The sequence below is a fragment of the Bradyrhizobium sp. LCT2 genome (genome assembly GCF_009931255.1).
GTDB lineage: Bacteria > Pseudomonadota > Alphaproteobacteria > Rhizobiales > Xanthobacteraceae > Bradyrhizobium > Bradyrhizobium diazoefficiens.
Window position 1 is genome coordinate 6,635,886 of the sequence record NZ_CP034432.1, and the last position, 22,934, is coordinate 6,658,819.

Sequence of the window (22,934 nt, forward strand, 5' to 3'; positions counted from 1 at the left end):
GCTACCACGCTTCCGCGAGGCGACCAATGGCCGGCTTCGCTGTTTCAATCGCGGCGTCCTTCCAGCCCTGACGTCCCGTACGCTGCCCCTGGCGGCGCAGCTTGCGCATGTCGCTCAGCCCCTCGATATTGACGGCGGGACCGGAACCGATGGTTTCGACCGGTCGCGGCGTCAGTAGCGCATCGAGACGCGCCTGGCCGGAGAGGCCGAGCAGGTAGAACGTTCCTCCGTCCTTCTTCGCGAGCCAGGTCTCGATGCTCTCGCTACCCTCGCCGTCGACGGAAATGTTGCGCACCATGCTGGCGCCGGTGAAGTTGCTGCAGCAGATGTGGTTCGGACCGTAATTGGTGACGGTTGCCGAGATGTCGCCGGTGTAGAACACCACATAGGCATTGCTGACATTGGCGTTGCCGACCTGGCTCATCGTGAACACGCCGTCCGGCTGGTACAGCTGGATCGTCGGCCCGTTGGACGGCGCCAGCGTGCGGTTGTTGAGCAACACCTGCTGCGTGGCGGTGGTGAGCAGGAGCTGGCCCGGGACATAGCCGTTCAGGATCGTCACGGCGTGCGCATCGGTGAAGAAGTTCGCGTCCACCACCTTGAACTGGTTGACGATGATGCTGTCCGGATCGATCGAGATGTTGGCGGACTTCGCAACGCCGCCGTTGTAGCCGGTGATGTTCATGATCAGCGGGACCGCTGGGTTCGAGCGGATCTGCTCGCCCCTGACGTTGATCGTGTCTGCCGCAAGATCGAGCTCCCTGACGACGCTGACCCAGCCGATCGTCAGGTCACCCGACGAGGTCATCTTGACGGTGTCGCCGCTGATCCGGTCGAACGAGACCGATCCGGCCACCTCGAAATGTGTATCGCCGTGCGCTGAGATTGATCCGCCGCGGAGCGAGCCCGTGTCGGACTTGACGTCGAGGTCACCGGCATCGCCCGGGATACCCGTCGTGGTAAGCTGGCTGAAGACAATGTCGTTCACGGCATGCAGGGTCTGCGTGCCGCCGCTGATGGCGGTGCCAACCGTGATCCCTCCGGCGGTCGCGGTGATGCCGAGCGTGCCGCCCACGTTGAGATTATCCCAATGAACGACCGTTCCGCCCAGGACCGCGTTGCCGGTCGAGGCCGTGAGGTTATGACCGGTGTTGGTGCCCGCCGCGATCAGCCGCGCCGAGCCGTTGGCCGTGACCGAGCCCAGCGTCGGCATGCCACCGGCCATCACCGTCTGCGCCAGGATGAAGCCGTTGTCGGCGGTAACGTTGATGCTGCCGGCATCGCCGTTGATGCCCGTCGCCGTCAGCGCGTTAAACGTCACGCTGTCGTGGGCGCGGATGGTTTGCGTGCCGCCGCTCTGCGCGGTCTGGAGCGCAATGCTGCCCTGGCCTGCGGTCATGCCCAGCGTTGTGCCGACATTGAGGACGTTCCAGTTGATCGGGCCGCCGCCGGCCGTCAGCAGCCCCGCGCCGGTCGTTGCGGCGAGCGTGTTGCCGGTGATGGTCGTGGCGGCAACCAGGCTCGCCGAGCCGTTGGCGGAGACCGAGCCCTGCGTTGTCACACCGCCCGAGGTCACCGTCTGGGCCAGGATGAAGCCGTTGTCGGCGGTGACATTGATATTGCCGGCATCGCCATTGATGCCCGTCGTGGTCAGCGCGTTAAAGGTCGCGTTATCGCGGGCATGGATGGTCTGGGTGCCGCCGCTCTGCGCGGTCTGGAGCGTGATGCTGCCCTGGCTCGCGGTCGCGCCCAGCGTCGTGCCGACATTGAGGGCGTTCCAGTTGATCGGGCCGCCGGTGGCCGTCAGCAGGCCCGATCCGGTCGTCGCAGCGAGCGTGTTGCCGGTGATGGTTGTGGCGGCAACCAGACTCGCCGAGCCGTGGGCGGAGACCGAGCCCAGCGTTGTCACACCGCCCGAGGTCACCGTCTGGGCCAGGATGAAGCCGTTGTCGGCGGTGACATTGATGTTGCCGGCGTCGCTGCTATTCCCGGTGGCAGCCAGCGACTTGAACGTCACGTTCTGGCTGGCATGGACCGTCTGCGAGCCGCTGCTGTCGGCGGTGCCGATGACGATGCTGCCGTTGTTGGCGACCGCGCTGAAGCTGCCGCTCGCGCCGGTCGCGGTGCCCGCCAGCACTTGGTCGAGCGTTAGCCCACCGGTGCCGATGATGTCCACGTTGCCTTTCACCGCGGAGAGCAGGCTCGCCTCGGTGTCGGTCAGCGCCTTCAGGTAGATGCCCCCGGCGCTCGCGCTCGCCGACAGCCGTACCGCGTTGAGCGTGAACCGACTCGTCGCGTTGCCGATGCCGTTCGACGCGTTCAGCGACACCCCGGCGCCCGCGCCGGATGCCACAAACTTGGTCTGGCCGTCGCCGTTGTCGATGATCGCTCCGAGCGAGGCGACGCCGCCTGCGGTAACGATGATCGAGGGCGCGTTCGAGGCCGCCGCGTAAGACAGCAACGAATTCAGCTGGCCGATCGTCGCATCCCCCGTGGTGGTCACCGAGATCACACCAGCCGCGTTGATGGCCGAATAGGCGCCCATCGACAGCGTCGCGGCGACCAGCGTCACGCCGCCCGAGCTGCTGGTCGCAACCACCGGCGCCGCGCTGGTGCCGGCCGCGAAGGTCATGCCGCGGTTGGCGAGCAGTTGCATCAGGCCAGCGCTGGTGATGCTGGTATTGATGGTGAGCGCGCCGCGCGGCACGTTCAGCGTCAGTGCGCCGCCGGCCGTCAGCGCCCCATAGGCGCCGCTCGTGCCGACCATCAGATCGCCGGCGACCGCGAGGATGCTGAGGTCGCCGACCGCCGAGCCGGTCACCGCGCCCGAGATGTTCACCTGCAGCGGCTGGAAGGTCGAACCGTTGAAGCCAATGTTGCCGCCGGCGCGCAGATCGAGGTCGGTGCCAAGGATGTGGATCGCCGTGCGATCCGTGAAGTCGGATTCGGCGTAGATGCTGCCCGTCGCGGCGAGCTGGATCGCATTGCCGGCGGCGATATTGCCGAGGACGAGATCGCCGGTGGTCTGCTTCACGTAGATGCCCTGCGCCGACGAAACCTGGTCGAGCTGGTCGTTGCTCGGATCGGCGAACGCGATCTGAAGCGCGTTCGTGTTGGTCGCGGGATTGCTTCCGGCGGCCCCGGCTGCACCGACATTGCCGCGCTCCGCGATCAGGGTCAGGTTGCCGATATCACCTGATATGACCGGCCCGCTCACATTGGCGAAGATGCTGGTCACGGCGTCGAGCTTGACGTCGCCGCGGCCGGTCACCTGGATGCCGCCAGCCTGCGCGGCCGCGATCGGGCCGTAATTCGCGGTGACGCCGCCGAGCGCGAGGCTGTTCTTGCTGCCGAGGTAGATGTTGGTCAGCGCCTTGGCCGAGATCGCGATCGGGTTGTCGACCACGACGAGGTTCTGCTGCGACAGGCTGACCGTATAGGTCGTGACATGGGTCGTGGGATCGGTGACCGCACCGACGGTGAGCTGGCCCGGACCGGCGGTGGCCAGCAATCCCCTCTGCTCCGGCGTCAGCGAGGAGCCATCGACGCTGGTGAAGGTGAACGTCTGGGGCGCCGCCGAATTGCCGACCGAGCCGCGCGGCGCGTAGAGCATGATCTGGTTCGCACTGACATTGGCGACCACGTTGTCGTCGATCGGCGGCGGCGCCGCGCCGACGGCCGACGACGACACCGTGTAGGCGAGCTGGCTCTGCGTCCACTGCGAGCCCGCCGTGATGATGCCGTAGACCCGCTCGGTCGAGGCCAGCGTGTAGCTGTAGGTCGCATTATAGGCGTTCAGCGCCGTCTGCAGCGCCGTATTGGTCGGCATGCGCTGATTGGCCGTCGAGACGCCGTCGAACAACTTGGTGAACAGGGTCGACGACAGCGAGCTGCCGAACAGCGTTCCGAGCGGATCCGAAGGAGCGCTGCCGAGCAGGCTGGTCAGCGAGGTCTTGAGCTCGTCGGTGGTGATCTTGCCGAGCAGGAACTGATCCCGCAGGAACCGCGTCGTGGCCTCGGTCTTCATCTGCGTCGTGGTGACGTCGGCCGGGTCGATGCCGAGTTTGGCCGCCACCTGCGCCCGCAGCACCGTCTGCCCCACTGAGGTCGGATTGTAGGTGCTGCCGTTCGGGAAGGCGATGTTCCTGAGCTGGAAGTAGTCGTTATAGGCCGACGTCACCATCGACTGGTAGCTGTTGACGGCGTTGGTGGCGGCGTTGCCGCTGAGCAGGTCGAGGCTGGCCCAGACATCCTGCAGATGCTGGCTCTGCGCCTGGGTGAGGCCGACCGCCGCCCGGCCGTTCAGGATGCTGGCCTGGTTGCCGTCGGAGCCGGCAGCCTCAAGGAACACCGGACCGCCGGTCGACTGGATCGTGCCGAGGCGAAGGTCGCCCTTGGACTGGATGATGTAGGTGCCCGTGGCCGAAGAGCTGTCGAGCACGCCGCCATCGACGGCGCCGCTCGCCTGAACCGTCCCCGTCGCCTGGATCACCAGCGGATTGATATTGGTCAGGGTGGAGGCGTTGTTGACGACGGCGCTCGTCGCGCCGATCGCACCGGACGTGGAGTTGATCTCGATATTCTTGCCGATCACGACCGGGTTGGCGACGTTGTAGGCGGAAGCCGAGTTGATGTCGCCGGTCGCCGACAGGAAGACGTTGCCCTGCGGCGTGGCGCCCGCGGCATTCACCTTCACCTGGTTGATCGACAGCGCCCCGATGGCCGAGATCGCGATGTCGCGGTCGATCGAGCTCGCGGTCAGGCTGCCGCCATAGAGCTGCACCTGGACGGGCGCCTTGGTGGTGCCGAGCGTGCCGATACCGCCGTCACCCCGAAGCGTCACGCTCGTCCCCGAGATCACCGGGTTGTTGGCATTGGCGCCGACGGTGATCGACGAGTTGGTGCCGGTGGCGGCAAGCGTCGTCGTGCCCTGCTGGTTGTTGATCGACCCGTTGATGACGATGCCGGAGGTCGAATTGACCACGACGTCGCTGCTACTGCCGCCGATGAACTTGATGTTGATCGGGTTCGACGCCTTGACCGTGTTGGTCAGCGTGAGCGTCAGGTGATCATAGATCGCCTGGTACCAGTTGTACTGGGCGTCCGCGCCGCAGCACGCGTTGGAATGGGTGTTGAGTCCAACGGGGCTCCCATCCGGATTCACGCCTCCCGCCCAGTGATAGCTGCCTGTGGCGGTGGTGACTTTCTGATAGTTGCTGCTCTGCGTGCCTGAAACCAGGTTGGTCGAGCGGGTCCAGTTCTCGCCGGTGACCTGATTGGGCGTGAAGCTCCAGCCATAGTCGAACTGCGTGCTGGTGGGTAGACGATCCAGCGTCGCGGTGTCGACCCATTGATAGAGCATGTTCTCCTGCGTCGCGTACTGGACGCCCGCCGTACCGGTCCTGGCCGTAAGCATCGACGGGTCGATCGCGGCCGCAGTGACACTGTTGGTCTCGTACCGCGACACCTGCTGGCTGCTTGCAGCCTTGGGATCGTAAACCCACCACGTCGTCTTCCCCTTGAGCTGGTCGACGATCTCGACCACGCTCTGGGCAGTGACGCTGGTATTGATGGTGTTGGTGACGAGCTGGAGCCCGCTGGTGTTGTTGACGGTGACCGTGCCGGCGCCGCCTTTGATCTCGATGTTACCCTGGGTCTGGGTGTTGTCGGTCGAGGTCGAGATGATCTTGCCGTTGAGGTAGACGTAGCCGCCGGCGCCCTGCGCCACGCCATTCAGGATGAGCTGGTCGGTGAGAGCGTTGTACCTGACCCCGATCTTGGCGTCGCCGCTGGCCGACGCCGTCACGGAGCCCGAGATGTCGTAATAGACGCCGTTCCGCGCATTGGCCTGGGCCGCGGCAAAATCCGCGCCGCCGTTGCGATTCTTGAGGCCGTTGCTGCCATAGATGGCATCGTACGCAGCGGCGCCGATGTTGACCGAGTAGTTGCTGCTCGAGCCGGCGTGGATGATGCCGTTGATGTTGATCACCGACGCCGAGATGATGACCGCCTGGCCGCTGATGGTCCGGGTGGCTGTCGCGGTGGCCGGCGAATCCGCGGTCTTCGGCGTGATCGCATCCGGCTGGATGTTGATCACCTGGAAGAAGCCCGAGCTGTCGCAGGCTGACGCACAGTTGAACGGCGTCTTGTACGGACCGCTATCGGTGTAGACGTTGCGGCCGTCATACGTCGTTTTCTTCCACTGCGCGAGCACGACATTGGCCGAGTCCTGCGACTGCCCCTCGATGATCTTGAGGGTCGCGATGTCAGGCACGCTGCCGGCATCGGGAGTGCTGGTGTTCCCAGGCGTACCCCTGCCCACCGGCAGGAAGATCGATGAATAGAGCGAGGTGCCGTCGTAATACGTCATCAGCATGCGCGCGGTGAAGATCGTGCTGGCGTCGGCGTTGCCGACGGGTTGATACACTCCGTGGCTGCCGTCGGTGCAGCAGTAATAGAAATAGGGGTGATCGGTTCCCGAAGCGATATGCGGAGCGGTATAGTAGTCGCCGTAGGCGCCGAGATAGGTCGCCGCCGTCATCACCGCGGTCAGCGTGTCTTCCGGCCTGTTTTCAGTGGTGGCCCATTGCGAGGTGACCGCGCTGCCGCTGTCGTAGAAGCTCCCGATACCGCCGAGGAAGGTGAAGGTGCCTTTGGGCACCACGATCTGGACGGTCGCGGCGCTGAGCGACTGCGATGCGACGACGCTGCCGAGATTGTTGATGATCTTGAGCAGGCCGTTCGCGTTGTTGACGGCGCCATTGAAATAGATGTCGGGCGTGCGGGTCAGCACGTTGCCGTTCTGGTCAATGCCCTGACCGGAGTCGGGATCCAGGCGGTTGTAGGTGGCGGAGACGTCGATGACCGGCGTCGCGCTCGGCATCGCGGTGAAGGTCACATTGGAATGCGAATCCGGGTCGACATGGTCGATCTGGCGATAGGTGATGTTACCTCCGGTCACATCGGTGACCGTGAGGTTGCCCAGGCTCATGAAGTCGAGGCCCTTGTTCTCGATCTTGATCAATGGCGAGCTGCGCGCGATGACCGCGGGCGCGGCAGGATTCGTGCCGCTGTTTCCGGTGAGCTTCTGCGCCAGGATCGAGACGTTGCCGGCGGACACCAGGATGTCGCCGAACGCAAAGGCGTTGCCGGGCGCGTCGGAGGTGAACGGCGCCTGCTTGATCAGCGTGTCGATCTGCCGCTGGATGTCGCCGGTCGGATCGGTGCCGGACGGCGACATGATGGCGGGCGCCGTCGGAGTCGCCGCCGCGAGCTGCGCGCGGACCTGCGTCGCGGTCAGGCCGGTCAGCGTCGCCAGCTGGCTGACGACCAGATCGTAAGGATTGAAGTTGCCGACGATAGTGTACTGAACCGTCTGGTGGTTCCAGCTCATCACCGGACTGAAGTGGTTGACGTCGGAGACGGACTCGAGGACCGACGAGGAGCCGTTGGTCAGCGTCGAGTCCGGACTGGTCGTGCTCAATGTCGGCGTGGATGCGCCCAGATTGATCGTGATCGTCAAATCGTTGTTGACGCCAGCAACCACCCGGCCGTTGAGCGCGACGTCGCCGGTTCCACTGGTGTGGCTGTGGTTTTCGCTGTTCTTGGCGCTGAAGATGTCGAGATACGGGTTGTAATTGCTGCCGTTGCCGGTGGCCGTGACCTGCCCCTGCGTGGCGCCGAGATAGATGTCGCGCGCGCCGAGAATGCTCGAGGTCGGAGCGAGCGTCAGGCTCGTGGTGTCGTCGGCATTGGCCGTGCCGCGATAGAGCGCCGAGATCGGAATGGCGGTGTTGTTGTAGACCACCGTCGTCGCCGTCGCCTGCACGCTGCTGAAGACGGTGCCATCGCCGGACAGGCCGGCATACATGGTGATGTCACGCCAGGCCACGATCTTCGCGTTGTCGCCGACATTGACGGACTGGTTGGCATGGACCCAACTGTTGGTGCTGGCGCCGACGCCCGCGATCGCGCCGTAGAGGCTGGCATTGGCGTTGTTCGCCGCCGCCATCTTCGCGGCCGTGCCGACATAGATCTTGCCGGCGCTGAACAGCTCGCGGGCGTTGATGTTGACCGCGAGCGTGGCATTCGCCGTCATGTTGGATTCGGCGCCGCCGCCGGCGAAGAAGCTGGCGGTGGCGAGGCTCGCGGTATCGTTGGTGCTCAGCGTGTTGTAGGCCTCGATGTTGATCACCGCGGTCGAGGTCCTGGGATCGTCGTTGAGGCTCAGCACCGTGCCGGCGCCGATATTGGTATTGACGCGCTGGGTCACGAAGGACTCGCTCAGCGCCGCCGCTCCCGAGAATGAGCCGCCCGAGCCCGATCGCGCGCCGCCGCCGGCTTGGTTGACGATGTCGTTGGCGATGACGACCATGTCGCCGGCCGCCGAGTTGATGATCAGATGCGTCCCGATCTCGGCTGTCGTGGTGGAGTCGACGTCGTTCCTGGTCTTGCCGGCGGACACGCCCGCCGTGGACGCCTGATAGGCGTCGCCGCTCGCGGCGTAATTCGTGGTGTGCGTCGCCTTGATCGTGAGGCCGCCGAGATAGAGCGTGTCGTCCGTCGAGCCGCCGTCGAACCGCGCATTGGTTACGGCGGTCGAGCTGGTGGTGGCGACCGCCGCCGCACCGGCATAGGTACCGCCCGCGCCGACTATCGCGTTGGAGAAATTCGTGTCCCTGCCGTCCGCCTGGATCGTGAGCTTGCCGGTGTAGGCGGCGCGGTTCAGGGCGTCCATATCTGCGGGCGCGCCCAGATAGGCGTAGGTTTTCGCGTCCGACGACGTTTGGGCCACGGTGGCGCCGAGGGCCAGGAAGCCGCTCGAAAGACCGGTCCCCTCGGCATATTGCGAGCTGTCGTTTTCAGCCGTGATGGACACGTCGGCATTGGGGAGCCGGATTCCCGCCCCGCCATAGGCCTTGACCGTCGCGTTTTCGGAGGCCCTTGCGAAACTGCCCTGCGCGCCGATCAGCGAGCCGCCGCCGCCGGCGAGCGCCTTGGCCCAGGTCGTCGTGCCATAGATCGGCGTGGTCGTGGTTCCGTTCGTTTGCGTGCCGATGATGGGGACGAGCGCCATGGCGGTCACGGCGAGCTTGCCACCCGAGAAGCTGGTGTTGTCACCGACATCGGCCGTGACCGTGGCTCCGACGGTCGATTGGGCGATGGCGACGCCGACCGCGCCGCCGCCGACCGACACGCCGATCGCCTCGCTCAACAGATTCGGCTTGATCGCGGCTCCTACCAGCGTGCCGTCGCCGGTCGCAGACGTGGTGATGACTGCGCCGGATCCGATCTCGGCGAGCACGCCCGAGTTTTCGTGGGCCTCTGCATCCGCGCCGGCGCCGGCGACGATACCGCCCGAGAGCGCCGTTGCCGTCGTCGTCAAGGTGCCAGCGCCCGAGGCCCCGACACCCAATGTCGAAGTGTTGACGGTAGCGTCGTCCAGGACCCGCGCTGTGACGGAGCTGTTTCGGCTTGCCGTTGCGACCGAAGCGCCGGCGGCCACGGCGCCGGCACTTGCGCCGCCGGTGAAGACGACCTGGCTCGTTGAATCCTGCGCCAGGACGGCGACGCCGTTGCCCCCCGTGCCGGTGATCTGGCCGCCAAGCAAGGCCACCACGGTGTTGCTGACATTGCCGACCGCCACCGAGGCCTGAGCGCCGAAGTAAAGCGCCGCACCGCCGGCGATCGCCTCGGTATCGATGGTCTTGCCGGCATAAGGTCCGTCGGTCGCATCCTTGACGACCGCCAGGACGTTGACGGCGGGCGCCGCGACGGCCAAAGGCGTATCCGCGGCCACCAGCACGCCGGCGCCGTTGCGTCCGTAGTCGCTGAGGTTGGCGACCACGGTGCTGTTGACGCTGGTGTAGCCGATGCCGGCGCCAATGCCGAGATTCTTGGCAAAGCCCGCGCCGAGCAGATACATCTTGGCCGCGTTGGCGCTGGTGGCCGAGACGTTGACTTGCGTGCCCGTGACGTTGCCGCCCGCGATCTGGGCGATGACCGCGTCATTGCCGCCGCTCAGGATATTGCTGACGTCGTAGGTCGAGCTGACATTGGCACTGTTCGGATTGCCGGCCGTGCCGCTCGCGACGGCACCACTGCCATGCGTGTTGCTGGTGCCGCTGTTGACGGACGCGATGGTGCCGTTGCCACCTTGGTTGAGCTGGCCGGTCTGCTGGCCCTGCGTGTCGGCGTCCGCGGTGTTGGTGCCGATGATGATGACGCCGACGGTCGCGCCGATGCCGGCGCTGCCGCCGATGCCGGCGGTGACCGCGTAGGACAGCACCTCCTTGGTGCTGAGCGCGTTGACGTTGATCGCGCCTGACGAGTTCAGATTGCTGTTCCAGCTCTCGGCAACGGTCCGGCTCTTGAACACGATGACGTTGGCCGCAGCGCCGACGCCGACCCCTCCTCCGCTGGCGCCGACCGCGAGCGCGCCCGCGATCTCCTTGATCGCGACGTCCTCGTTGGCGTTGACCGTGACCGCGCCGGCCGCACCGCCCGTCACCCCCTGCAGCGTGGTGTCGTAGACGCCGGCGATGGTGTTGTTGTTGGCGACCTCGATGTTCGCCATGCCGGCGATCGCGGCGGTGCCCGTCGAGAGCGCACCACCGATTGCATAGGCCTCGAAGCGGTTCTTGGTCTTGGCTTCGACGTCGAGCGCACCGCTCAAATTGAGCGCGGTGGTGTGCGCGGCGCCATTGCCCTGATAGCGGAACTCATCGCCGACATAGGCCAGCGTCCGGTTCGAGGAGACCTGGACCAGGAACGCCGCGCCGATCGCGGCCTGGCTGCCATAGGCACCAGAGCCGTTCGCGGAGAAGATGCCGGTGTTGTTGTTGGCGTTGACCGTCAGCGACGAAGCGGTCAGCGCGCCGCCGTCGACATAGGCTTCCGTGGTCGCCTGGAAGACGTTCAGGCCGACCGAGCCGCTGTTGAAGCCGATCGCAATCGAGGACGCATCCTGCTCCGCATTGGCCTTCACGGTCACGGCGCCCAACGTCGCGCTCGACGACTGGACGCCGCCGACCGTGGCATTGGTGATATAGGCGAAGGTCTCGCGCGACATCGTCGTCGAGACAATCGTCGCGCCACCGCCGCCGCTGCTGCCGTAGGCGATGCCTGCGCCGAATGCGCCGGAATAGGAGAAGCTCGATGCGGCCACCTCGATCTGCGGCTTGAGCGTCGACGAGGTCAGGCGCGTGTCGATGGACGCGCTGTCGATATAGGCTCGTGTCGCCCCGCTCATCACGTTAGTGATCGGGTTGATCATGATCGAGATGCCGCCACTCGCGGCGACCGACGCGACGTTGGTCACGACAGCCTGGTGCGAGCTCGCGACCACGGCGAGGCCGCGCAGGACGTCCTGGTTCTCGGTGAGGTCGGGCGTGGTGTCGGTCGGCGCGTGGGCCGTGCCGAGATCGAAGGCATGGACGAGGGTGCCGTTGTTGACCGACAGCGTATCGGTGGTGCTGGTTCCCAGCGCGTCGACCTTGGTGTTCACCCCGCTGATATAGGCCGCAGTGGTTCCCGTGATCTGGTTGGTGACCAGCGAGCCCGCGCCGCCCGCCGCCCCCTTGCTGATCGACACGGCGCCGCCGAACACGCCAACCTTGTCGTTGTTGCCGGCGATCACGGCGACGTTGTTGGTGGCGATGACGTCGGCGCCATTGATACCGTTGGTACCTGCCGCCGTGATACTGGCGGTGACGTTGGTCCCCATCAGATTGGTGGCGACCGAGCCGGCCAGCCCGACCTGCGAGGACATCGCGATACCGACGGCGACCGTCGAGATGCTGGCGTTCGAGTTCGCACCGACCGCGACATTGCCCGAGGCGGTCAGCTTGGAGCCGGTGACGCCGGCGCTGACATTGTTGGCGATGCTGCTGTAGACAAGCGCCAGACCCGCGGCGCTTCCTTGCGTCGAGGCGCCCGCAACGGCGGCGGTTCCGGTAATGCTGGAATTGTCGGTCGCGCTGACGGAAATGTTCTTGGCCGTGACGGACGATTGCGTCGTGCTGGACTGGTTGTTGCCGATGGCCGCCGAAACGGTATTGGCGATGCTGCTGATCGTGGTGCCACCGACGCCGGCAAATTGTCCGGTCGCAAGACCGAAGCCAATCGTGACCGACTGGATCTTCGAGGAATCGACCGCGCTCACGCTGACATTGCCGTTGCTGCCGGCCGTCAACAGGACGTTGGCGATATAGGCCGAATGCGTCGTTGCGATGGTGTCGTAGACGATCGAGGCGCCGACATTGTTCTTGCCGGCCTGGACGAGGCCGGCAACGGAGACGATGCTGGCGCCCGGACCGTTACCCGTGCCCCCGTTGAGCGCTGCCGCGCCGAAGTCGATGCAGTTCTGCCCGCCCGTGCCGCCGGCGACCGTGCAGGTGTCCTCGGCGAGATGATTATTGTTCGACTTCTTGACGAGGTTTCCGAGAGCCGTATCCAGCGCCGACACTGCGCCGCTGTCCGCCAGCACCGTTACGCGGCCAACGTCGATGTTCACTGTGGCGCCGCTGCTGATATAGGCCGTCGTGGTCGGCGAGATCTCGCTGACGACGATCGCGCCGGCAAGCCCGTTGGACCCTGCCCCGCCCGAGGCCGCACCGGCCGCGATCACGCTGGCGCTGTCGGCCATCACCAGCAGGGTGTCGTAGTTCGAGATCGAGGTGCTGCGGATATGCGCGTCGGTCGCGTTCCCACCCGTGGGATCGGCGATCGACGCGTAGGTCAGCCCGATGCCGACGCCGGCCTGGCCACCGGTTATATAGAGCGACCCGCCGCCGATCGCGATGTTCGTGGTCTGGTAGGCGTCCACCTCGAGCGCGCGGTTGACGCCGGTCGCCTGCCCCGTGATCGTCGAGCTCTCGATATAGGCGTTAGCGCTGTCCGTGATGATGCCGACGGAGGCCGACAGCGACGCAGCATTGGATTTCGATCCCGCCACGCCAATGGCGACGACGGTCTCCGAGCCGCCATTGAGCGCCTGCACCGTCACCGAACTCTGGTTGTTCATGGTGGTGCCGTAGATATAGGCGAGTGTCGCGTTGTTCGACATCGCCGCCGCGATCGCGCCGCCGATCGCAGCTCCCTGGGCGGACCCTCCGGCCAGATTGAGCGCCGCGGAACCGGAACCATTGTTGAGCATGGTGTCGTTCAGCGCCTGAACGATCGTGTTGGTCAGCACGGCGCCGGTCGTGGTGTACTTGTTGACCGTCGTGTTTTTGATATAGGCGCTGGTGCCGAGCGAGACGTCGCTCACCGACGAGCTGCCGGCGAGGTCGAGGCTGAAGCCGCTGGTGCTCGATCCCGAAGTCGAACCGATCTTGCCCGCCGCCGTCGTCACGCCGGCGGTGCCTCCGGTCGAGGCGGCGCCGGCAGCGCCTGCCTTGTCGGAGAAATTCGACGACGCCGGGTCGGAGACGGCTGCCGCCACGGCGGCCGCGGTGATTCGCCCCGACGTGGTCGCGCTGAGTGTCAGATTGTCGACATTGACCGCCCCGCTTCCGCCGCTGGTGCCTGCGAACGGATCGTTGGCGCTGAACACGCCGGGCCGGATGTCGGAATGGTTGTCGCCGATATAGGCGGAGGTGTCGGTATTTGCGCCGAGATAGGCGACCGACAAGCCGACCGCCGAACCGCCGCTCCCGTTATAGCTCATCGCGCCGGACAGCGTCACGACCGACAGATCCTGCTGCGCCAGGATGCCGACCGTCGGTGCATAGACGGTGGCCTGGCTCGATATCGACGCGTGCGTCGTGTTGTTCAGGAAACCGAGCGAAGTGATGCCATTCAGCGCCAGCGTGCCGGCAGCCTTGCCGGACGACGGTGCGACAGCGACGAACCGGTCTGAAGTGATCGCGTTGACGGCGATGTCGTCCGCCGCACGCAGCGTCGCGCGATCCGAAACGCCGGCGATGGTATTGGTGTTGAACTGAACGAGATTGAGCGCGCCGCCGACGGAGGAGCCGCCCGAGGTGTTGCCGAAGAGGAAGCCGAGCGTGCCGACATTGCCGGCGGCGTCGATCGACGCCGTGGTCGTGGTGGCCGCGATTTGGATGCTGGCGTTGTAGGTATGGACGTCGCCATTGTCCATCCCGACCGACCAGCCGGTGCCACTGCCGCAGGCCGCGGTCGCGCAGGTCGCCGTCAGGCTCGCGCTTCCGGCCACCCACGCCGTCGTGTTGTTGTTCACGACGAAATGATTCAGCGAACCGGCGATGCCGATCGTGTCGCCGGCGTCCGCGGTGGCATTGGCGTAGCTGGTCAGGATGTTGCCGCCGACGCCGAGATTGCCGTTGAGGTGGCTCAGCACCGCGCCCAAACCATCCCACTTCAGCCAGGAATTGGTGATCGGCAGTTCGGTGGTGGCATCGACGGCGATGTTCGCTGCGTTGATCAGTGTGCCATTGCCGACATAGGCGTTCGAATTATGCGTGAAATTGCCCCAGGCGACGGCCGCGCTGATCGCGGTGCTCTCGCCGGACACCGGATCCTTCGTGATCGCGCTGGACGTCGCATTGCTGCGAACGCCGCGATCGATGACATTGCTGGCAACGGCAACGTTGCCGCTGGCATAGATGCTCGGCGCGCCGCCGCTCGGATTTTGCGCGATCGCAGCGGTCGCGCTCTGGCTGCTGTTGGCCAGCGACAACGCGCCTGCGACCTTGAAATCGAAGCTCAACGGCATCAGCGAGCCCATATGGTCCCTGATGATCGACGTCGGCGAGGTGACGGCGCGCAGTCCTCGTTCGATCGCCGCGATCAGCGCCGGCAGGCCGGCGATGGACGAGGCCATCGTGGAATTGCTCGTCGTGTCCGACGTCGCTTCAACGAGAACGGAGCCGTTCATCCGGTTGGCGGTATCGGTTCCGAGCGATGCGCCGAGCGTCGCGGTCGCGGACGTCGTGATGTCGCTGATGGCGAACGCCCCGCCGACGGCGCCGCTCGCCCCCGTCCCGGGTGCCGCGACCGACGTTGCGCTGGTCGAGAAGGAATTGTTGTTGATCGCGCGCACCTTCAGGGTGCTGCCGGTCGTGTTCACCAGGCCCGCCGCAATATGCGCGCCGGTCGCGACGTTGGCGGTCGTCGACACTGATCCCTTGGAATAGGCCACCGTCGGGACGATCTGCGCGCTCGTCGATGCCGCGAGGGCAGAGACGGCGATGGTCGCATCGTTGAGCGCCTTGACCTCGAGGTTGCCGCCGGCGTTGACCGTCGCGCCCGAGGCCACGTTGGTCGTGGCAGTGCCGTCGATCTTGCCGACGACCACGCCGGCCGCGACCGGCGTCAGGCTGCCAAGCAAGGTGGAGGCGACCGCCGGATCCGACGCGGTCTCCGTGGCATGTGCGGAAATGGTGACATCGCCGCGGCCGTTGATGTCGGCATGGCTGTTGATGTTGATGGTCGCAGTGGCGCTTGCCGCGACATAGCCGCCATTGAGCCCGAGCAGCGAGGCGGCCAGCGTCGAGCCGACAAGCGCGAAATCACCGGCCACAGAACCGTTCAGGAAACTTGACACGGCGGTCGAGGTTGCGGTGATCGAGATGATGCCGCCGGTGATCTTGCCGTCGACCGTGATCGCCGTCGCGGCGGTGGCCTGGCCGGACAGCTTGATGTCGCTCGCCGTCGCCCTCAGCGTCACGTTACCGTCGGCGTAGGTGGTCCCGCCGAAATTGACCGACTGGGCCAGGATCTGCGCGCCATTCATGATCTCGATGTTGGGCGCGTCGATGATGACGTTGTTGGCGTTGCCGGTCGAATGACCCGAAGAGGCATCGAGACGGCGGGCATCGATCATCGCATGCGCGGCGAGCGTGATGGAATGATCCGCCTGGATGAGGTAGTCGGCACCCGCGCTGAGCCCGGCGAGCGCATTAGCGATGGAGCTGTTCGACAGCGTCACGCCGGAGTCGCCCTGGGCGGCATCGCCCACGACCACGTCGGTGGGGTCGATCAGCAGCGTGCCGGCCTTGCCGTTGTCCGCACTGAGATCGACCTTGATGCCTTTCCCGATGTCGATGATCCCGTTCGCGCTGAAGTCGACGAGACCGGCATTGCCCGTCTTCGCGCTGGCATCGAACCTGGCGCCGCCCGCGACGGTCAGGTTCTGCGCCGCCTTCAGGCGGATCTCTCCGGCATTGCCGTTTGCGCTTGCGATGTTGAGATTGGCTTTCTTGCCGATATCGATGTTGTTGCCGGCCTGGACGGTGATGTTGCTCGGCGTCGAGGTCTTGCTCTGCGCGGTCAGACGCCCGTTGACCCTGGCGTTGTTGACCGCGCCGATATGGATCGAGCCGTTGCTGACGGTGATCGCGCTGGCGCTGCGCAGGCCCTTGGAGTTGACGGAGGCCGCAAATTTCGCGGCGTGATCGAGATTGGCGATGTCGCGCTGGGTGGCGCCGCCGACATAGACGTTCTGCCCGGTCAACCGCACGCCATCCTGCGCATTGACCCGGCCGTAGATGCGGATGTTGCCGTCGGGCGAGACCGGGAACGAGCCGGCCATCAGATTGCCGACGGCCGACTGGTTGATCGCCCCGCCCGCGCCGATCAGGCTGTCGGTGAACTCGCGCGTCGGCGTCGAGACGTTGAGGCTGCCGACATTCACCGTGCCGGAACGGCCGACCACGAACCCCTTGGGATCGGCGAAGTAGACGTTACCGCCGATCGCACCGTTCATGTAGGAGTTCAGCGTGCCATTGACGTAGACCGGCGCGTCGCGAACGATGTTGACGAGGTTTTGCGTGCCGGTCGGCAGTTGCAGGTTGACGGTGTTGCCCTGCCCGACGCTGAACTGCGAGAACGAGTTGAAGGCGTTGTTGCCGGAGACAGTCGACGTCGTGACGTTGGTGACGCCGCCGGAGGTCTGCAAGGACGTCCCGGTGCGTCCGTCCGGAACGATGACGTTCGCCGTCTGCGCCTGAACGCGGACGCTGAACACCGGCAGGAAGACCATCTGCATCGCGCAGAGCAGCGACATCGAGCGGAAGCGCGCAAGCCCCCGCAGCGTCGTCAGCTCATCGTTGTTTCGCGTCGCAGATGGTCCGCGCATTTCATATCCTCTTCATCGGCATCGGCGCCGATCCACAACCGGGTGGGAGAATGTCGTCGAAGGCGTCCGGCATCAGAACTGGCCGGGCGGCAGCTTGAAGATGTCGGGGCTCTTGGCGTCGGCCACATAGAACAGCAGCAGGCTGGTCGGGGTCAGCACACGCTGGTTGTTCTCCTTGTTCTCGAACGTGCCCTGGAGCAGCAGGATCACCGAGCGGTCCTTGGCGTCGCTGCCGCGGAACATCACGATGCCGCCGGCAACCGGCATGTTGACCGCGATGGAATCAGGCTTGAAGCCTTCGCCCATGAAATGGGCGCGCAGGATGTTGGCGTTGGAGAACAGCTTTTCCGGCGTTATCGCCGCGTCGGTCCCCTTCGACCAGACGGCGCCGACCTGGATCAGCGACTTGGACTTGTAGCCGAACACGTAGGAGAGCTCGGCGGTACCGCCGTTCGGCAGCAGCTCGGGAACCGACATGAGGATGCTATGCGTCAGCTCGGACGCGTTGTCCTGCGCCTTGATGGCGTCGGGCTTGGCGTTGAAGTCCTTGATCATCGCCGCGCGCACGTCGGCTTCGCCCATGCCGAACTTGGCGGAGCGGAAGCCGTCGATCGACTTTGCCTTGTCATCCGCGCCGGCGCTCGGCGCCTCGGTCGTGGCCGCCGCCGGGGCGCCGGCCGCCGGAGCAGCCCCAGCCGCAGCAGCCTTCGGGGCTTGCGCCGCCTTCTGCTTTGGAACGGCGCCCTGAGCCGCCACCGGACCTGTAGCCACAAAGGTGAGAAGGCCGACGAGGGCCGGAACGAGATAGATTTTGCGCATCGAGAACCTTCGAAACAACTTGAAAGAACGCTTCAAAAATCGGCAGTCACGAAATCGGCTTCTTCGAACCGCCGTCGCAACCGAGACGGAAAATGTTGCAATGCCATAAGGCGCTACAAAACATCACGGAGCAGACAAGGCTCGAAACAGCGACTCCTCAGCGGCGTAGGAATACGGTATCGGGTTGCCAAACGCTGCGAATGAACATTCACAAGCGCATTTTTTCATCAATTGTGGATGCCGGCGGTTCGCGCTAAGCATCCGCCTTGGGGCAATCATCATGCAAAGAATTTCATGACCGAACGGCCTTCCGCTTTCGCGGTCGATCGCCGCGGGTTCATTCGCCTTGCGGGGACAAGCGCTGCGGGATGGCTCGCGCTCGGCGCAACATCTGATCGCATGCGGATCGTCGCCTCGCTGACGGGATTACCGCTCGACGACGAATTGACCAGAAGGAGCATGACCGACAGCCCGACCTCCCGCCTCGGCGGCCTCATCGTGGGTTTGAGGCAGCGAGGCTGGGTCGAAGGCGTCAACTTCCGCCTCGAACTCCGTTCGACTTTCGGCAGCTCCGATAGACTGAAGACCGCGGTCCAGGAATTGCTGGAGCTGAAGCCGGACGTGATCCTGACCGGCTCGACGATCGAAACCGCGGCAGTCCTGGCAGCCACCAAAACCATCCCGATCGTCTTCGCGACGGCCAACGATCCCGTCGGCAATGGCTTCGTCGAGAGCCTCGCGCATCCCGGCGGCAACGTCACCGGCTTCACCAACAGCTCCGCCGAGATGGGCGGCAAATGGCTTCAGCTCATCCGGGAGGCCGTGCCTGACGTTGCGCGCGTCGGTGTGCTGTTCAACCCGGCGACCACGCCGCGCGGCGGGCGCTTCTTCCTCGACTCCATCGAGCAAGAGGCCGCAGCATGCGGCGTCTCCGTGGTCCCCGCCCCCGTCAACGCGCCAACGGAAATTGACGAGGTCATCAGGCGCCTCTCCGAACCGCCCAAAGCGGCGATGGTTGCGCTGGTCGACAGCTTCCTCGTGATCCACCGGCAGGCGGTCGTGGCGGCAGCGGCCAAATATCGCGTCCCCACGATCTATCCGTTCCATTATTTCATGGATGCGGGCGGGCTGATGAGCTACGGGCCGACGCTCGAAGTGCGCTCGGCCGACTATGTCGATCTGATCCTGCGCGGCACCAAGGCCGGCGATCTCCCGGTGCAATCGCCACGCAAATACGAGCTGCTGATCAACCGCACGGTCGCCCGTACGCTGGATTTGACCATACCGTTCACGCTGCTCGCACGCGCCGACGAGATCCGCGAGTGAACGAGCAGGTCGACCAGGGGCATTTGCGGACGCCTCCCGGCCGGCTGTTCCGCAAATATCTCTACTCGATCGTCGCCCTCGCCTTTGCCGCGCTCGCCATCAACACCGGCTTCGACGTCTGGTTCTCTTATCGCGAGCAGAAGCAGCTCCTCGCGGCAACCCAGCGCGAGCAGGCAGCGTCCGCGGCCATTCAGATCGGCCAGTTCATCGGCCAGATCGAAAACCAGATCAGATGGCTTTCCCGCCTGCCTCCGGAGCTGTCGACGAACGAGGACGAGCGCTTGAACGCGATCCGCCTCCTGCGCCTCTCGCCCGCGATCGCGGAGATTGCCGAGCTCGACGCGCAAGGCCGCGAGCAGGTGCGCGTGTCGCGCCGCGTCGCGGACAGGATCGGCAGCAAGATCGACCTGTCCGCTTCGCCCGCCTTCCGCGGCGCCAACGAAAGCCGGACCTATTACGGGCCGGTATACTTCATCGGCGACACCGAGCCGTTCATGACCCTCGCCACGCGCGGGGCCGGCCGCGGTCCCAATGTGATCGTCGCCGAGGTCAATCTGAGCTTCATCTGGGACCTCGTCGCGGGGATCAGGGTCGGCAACACCGGCAAGGCCTATGTGGTCGACCGCATGGGGCTGTTGATCGCACATCCCGATTTGTGGCCGGCGCTACGCCGCAGCGATCTTTCGGGACATGCCGACGTTCGAGCCGCACTCGATGGCGTCGGGCCGCCGTCAGGCGGCCTGGTCAAGGAAGATCTGTCCGGTCAACGCGTGCTGTCGACCTATGCGACGGTGCCCTCGCTCGGCTGGTTGGTATTCGTCGAGCTTCCGCTCACCGAAGCCTATGCGCCGATCTACGCGTCGATCGGCCGCTCGACGTTTCTCCTGGTCGCTCTGCTCGCCTGCGCGGTGCTGGTCTCGCTCTTTCTCAGCCGGCGCATGACCGTGCCGATCCAGATCCTGACACAGGGTGCGCGCCGGATCGGCAGCGGCGATCTCGGCCTGCGGCTCGCGATCAAGACCGGCGACGAGCTGGAGGCGCTCGGCGACCAGTTCAACCGGATGGCCGCGCACTTGCGCGAATCCTACGCGACGCTCGAGCGCAAGGTCATCGAGCGGACCTCCGAGCTCGAGAAGGCGCGCGACCACGCCCTCGCCGAGCATGACGCGGCCGAACGTGCGCGCAGCATTGCCGTGCAGGCCAACGAGACCAAGTCGCGCTTCCTCGCCGTCGTCAGCCACGAGCTGCGCACGCCGCTGAACGGCGTCATGGGCGTGCTGCAACTGCTGGACGACGGCAGCCTCGGCGAAGCGCAGCGACGCCATCTCGCCACCGCCGCCGCATCGGGCGAGACGCTGATCGCGCTGGTCGATGCCATCCTGGAATATGCGCGTCTGGAGGCCAGCGCCGAAACGCTGGAGACGCGCGACTTCCGTCTCGATCAGCTCATCGAGGCCACCGCCGATCTGATGCGCCCACAGGCCTTCGGCAAGGGACTGACCTTCGATCTCGCCAGCGACGTGACGGTCAACACGTCCGTGCACGGCGATCCTGTCAGGCTCAATCGCATCCTGCTCAATTTGATCGGCAATGCCATCAAATTCACTCCGCGCGGCGGGATCGGCCTGAAGGCGTCAGCGGAGCAGCACGAGGATCACATCCTGCTGAGCATTACGGTTCGCGATACCGGCATCGGCATCGCGCCGGACATGCACGAGCGGATCTTCGAGGATTTCGTGCAGGCGGACGATAGCATCGCACGGCGGTTCGGCGGCACCGGCCTTGGCCTTGCGATCGCGCGGCGGCTGACGCGCCTGATGCGCGGCGAGCTGACGGTGGAGAGCACGCCGGGCGCAGGCAGCACGTTCGCGCTTGAAGTACCGCTCGGCCTTGCCGCGAGCGGCATCGCGCAAGGTGCGCTTCCGCCGCCGTCGCGGCGGCTTCGCGTGCTGCTGGTCGACGACGATCCCGTCAATTGCCAGGTCGGCGAAGCCATCCTGAACCGGCTCGGCCATCATCCCACCATCGCCAGAAACGGCGCGTCGGCCGTCGCACTCGCCCGCGATCAGGCGTTCGACATCATCCTGATGGATCTGCACATGCCCGACATGGACGGCGTGGAAGCGGCCTCGCAGATCGGCAAGCTCGGTCTGCCGAGGATGCCGCGCATCATCGCCGTGACCGCCGACGTCTCGCGCAGCGCACGCGAGCGGCTCGCCAGTGCAGGGATCGCCAAGGTTGTCAGCAAGCCGATCCTGATCAATGCCCTGCGCGAGGCGATCGAGGACGATCCGCCGGACCAGCCGGCAGAAGTGCGGCTCGCCGCAGGCGCGTTGATCGACCGGCATTTCCTCGACGACCAGAAAGAACTGCTGGGCGCCACGCAGATCGCCAAGCTCCACCAGCTTTTGCGGCAAACGAGCCAACAACTGATCGAGGACATCGCCGAGGCTGCGGCGATCGGCGATCACCTGCAGCTGGCGCGATCCGCACACCAGCTTGGCAGCGCGGCGAGCGCGCTCGGCCTCGTTCGCCTGTTCGAACGCTGCCGCGAGGTTGAGCTGGCGGTAGCCACGATGTCCGCATCCGAATGCCACGGTGCCGCCCGCGAACTTGCCGCCCTTCAGAAAGCTTCGATGAGCGCGCTGGACGAATTGCTTCTGCCCGTCGAACAGCGTTCGGTCAGCTAGCCGCGGCGCGGCTGCGTACGCCCGCCTCATCCTCCCGTCCAAACCGCTCGACCAGAAAATCAATGAACAGCCGTACCTTCACCGACAAATGCCGCGTCGGCGGATAGACCGCATAGAGCGCGAGCGGCGGCGCCGAATAATCATCCAGCACCGTCAGCAACTCGCCCTTCCGCAAAGCGTCGGCGGCGATGAACTCCGGGAGCAGCGCGAGCCCCCTGCCCTTGATCGCGACGTCGCGCAGCACTTCGGCGTTGTTGACGCAGAGCGACCAGGTCGGCTGGATCCAGTGATCGCCATCCGCGCCGGTAAGCTTCCACTGATTGCCGGTGAGCAGGAAGCCGTAGGTCAGCGCCGCATGCTCGCGCAGATCCTGCGGATGCTTTGGCGTGCCGTGCCGCGCGAGATAATCGGGCGAGGCGCAGATCATGCGCGCCACCGGCGTGATCTTGCGCGCGATCAGGCTGGAGGATTCCAGTTCGGCGATCCGCAGCGTCACGTCAAAGCCGTCCTGGACCGGATCGAGCAGATCGTCGCTCAGCACGATCTGGAGCTGAAGCTCGCCAAAGCGCGCCATGAAATCGGCGAGCACCGGCCCGAGCCGCATGGTGCCGAACGACATCGGCGCGTTGACGCGCAGCAGCCCGCGCGGCGCGGACTGGGCTTGCGCCACCGCCTGGTCCGCGGCCTCGATCTCCGAGAGGATCACGACCGCGCGCTCGAAATAACGCTGGCCGTTCTCGGTCGGGCTCGCGTGGCGGGTGGTCCGGTTCAGGAGCTGGACGCCGAGGCTCTCCTCGAGGTCGGCGATGTATTTGCTGATCGCCGACCGCGACAGCCGTAGCTGACGGCCCGCCTCGGCAAAACTGCCGCTTTCGACCACCTTCACGAAGGCCCGGAGGCTAGCGACCTTATCCAAGCTGCCGCTCCAGCGATTGTTTCCAAATCGTAGACATAGACGTCATATTTGCATGGATTGTCTCCAATCCAAAGCGGAACGATATTTCCGGCCAGAGCAAGACTGCTCCCCGAATTTGGAG

At 65.5% G+C, this 22,934-nt stretch carries 5 protein-coding genes; 2 read left to right on the forward strand and 3 right to left on the reverse strand.

The annotated features are described in order from the left end of the window. Position 1 precedes the first annotated feature (1 nt). Both EI171_RS31730 and EI171_RS31735 read right to left on the reverse strand, forming a co-directional pair. Positions 2-17,062 (reverse strand): leukotoxin LktA family filamentous adhesin, encoded by a 17,061-nt coding sequence (locus EI171_RS31730; protein WP_161535670.1) that lies wholly within the window; start codon positions 17,060-17,062, stop codon positions 2-4. A 72-nt stretch (positions 17,063-17,134) separates the two neighbouring features. After that, on the reverse strand, positions 17,135-17,881 hold the full coding sequence (locus tag EI171_RS31735) for a hypothetical protein (protein ID WP_028172137.1): 747 nt from the start codon (positions 17,879-17,881) through the stop codon (positions 17,135-17,137). A 294-nt stretch (positions 17,882-18,175) separates the two neighbouring features. Here EI171_RS31735 and EI171_RS31740 point away from each other — a divergent pair, with 294 nt between their 5' ends. Both EI171_RS31740 and EI171_RS31745 read left to right on the forward strand, forming a co-directional pair. Further along, positions 18,176-19,207, forward strand: a complete 1,032-nt coding sequence (locus tag EI171_RS31740) for an ABC transporter substrate-binding protein (protein ID WP_060913005.1) — start codon at positions 18,176-18,178, stop codon at positions 19,205-19,207. Next, a complete protein-coding gene (locus EI171_RS31745) occupies positions 19,204-21,897 on the forward strand; it encodes a hybrid sensor histidine kinase/response regulator (RefSeq protein ID WP_161535671.1) in 2,694 nt (897 codons plus the stop codon). Before EI171_RS31740 ends, EI171_RS31745 begins: the two co-directional genes overlap by 4 nt. On the opposite strand, the gene EI171_RS31750 is transcribed toward EI171_RS31745, so the two are convergent. Further along, positions 21,890-22,813: a LysR family transcriptional regulator gene (locus tag EI171_RS31750; protein WP_161535672.1), complete on the reverse strand. Its 924-nt coding sequence runs from the start codon at positions 22,811-22,813 to the stop codon at positions 21,890-21,892. The two genes, EI171_RS31745 and EI171_RS31750, sit on opposite strands and share 8 nt — an antisense overlap. Positions 22,814-22,934: the final 121 nt, after the last annotated feature.

Bases quoted from the DNA above. Each gene is read 5' to 3' on its own strand.
- EI171_RS31730 (WP_161535670.1), bottom strand. From the start codon at position 17,062: ATGCGCGGACCATCTGCGACGCGAAACAACGATGAGCTGACGACGCTG.
- EI171_RS31735 (WP_028172137.1), bottom strand. From the start codon at position 17,881: ATGCGCAAAATCTATCTCGTTCCGGCCCTCGTCGGCCTTCTCACCTTT.
- EI171_RS31740 (WP_060913005.1), top strand. From the start codon at position 18,176: ATGACCGAACGGCCTTCCGCTTTCGCGGTCGATCGCCGCGGGTTCATT.